1 protein-coding gene is annotated in these 930 nt (G+C 64.7%); it reads right to left on the bottom strand.

Features of this window, described 5'->3' with window-relative positions; translation table 11 throughout:
* A partial coding sequence (locus tag B5F94_RS15940; RefSeq protein ID WP_158100320.1) for an N-6 DNA methylase occupies nt 1-930 on the bottom strand: 930 nt, incomplete at both ends.

Below are 930 nucleotides of genomic sequence, written 5' to 3'. Positions count from 1 at the left end.
ATAGCGGCCCTGGACATGGCCCACCGCATCGTGGAGCAGCTGGGCAAGGTCCGCGCCGGGGATGGGCGCCACGGTGTAGTCCTGCTTCCCATACTGGGTGCTCTCGGCTGCGGGCTGGCCCAGTACCATCTCCGGGTGTTCCTGAAAATAGCGGTTGACCATGAAGCCCTCTGGCATTTCCCGGGTCTGCACCCACTCCGGCTCTGTGACCTGCGGGGTGCTCCGCTTTTGCAGGAACAGGATGTCCGACACCACCTCCGTGCCGGCGTTGGCCTTGAAGGCGTTGTTGGGCAGGCGGATGGCCCCCAGCAGGTCCGCCCGCTGGGCCAGATACTGGCGCACGGCGGAATCCTTGGCGTCCATGGTGTAGCGGCTGGTGAGGAAGGCCACGATGCCGCCGGGGCGCACCTGATCCAGGGCCTTGGCGAAGAAGTAGTTGTGGATGGAGAAGCCCAGCTTGTTGTAGGCCCGGTCGTTCACCTGGTAATTTCCGAAGGGCACGTTGCCCACGGCGATGTCGTAGAAGTCCCGCCGGTCCGTGGTCTCGAAGCCGGCCACGGTGATATGGGCCCTGGGGTAGAGCTGCTTTGCGATGCGGCCGCTGATGCTGTCCAGCTCCACGCCGTACAGTTTCGACCCGGCCATGCTCTCCGGCAGACAGCCGAAGAAGCTGCCCACGCCGCAGGATGGCTCCAGGATGTTGCCATGCTGGAAGCCTATGTGCTCCAGAGCCTCATAGACGGCGCGGATGACGGCGGGGCTGGTGTAGTGGGCATTGAGGACGGAGCCCCGGGCCGAGTCGTACTCCTCCGGGGTCAGGGCCTCCTTCAGCTCCGTGTATTCTTTGGACCAGTTCTCCTTGTCCGGGTCGAAGGCATCCGGCAGTCCGCCCCAGCCCACATAGCGGGACAAGACCTCCTGTTCCTCCGC

The sequence above is a fragment of the Flavonifractor sp. An4 genome (genome assembly GCF_002161755.1).
GTDB classification, from domain to species: Bacteria; Bacillota; Clostridia; order Oscillospirales; family Oscillospiraceae; genus Flavonifractor; species Flavonifractor avicola.
The sequence above is the reverse complement of the archived record's forward strand: the minus strand, read 5'-3'. Positions and strand labels throughout refer to the sequence as shown.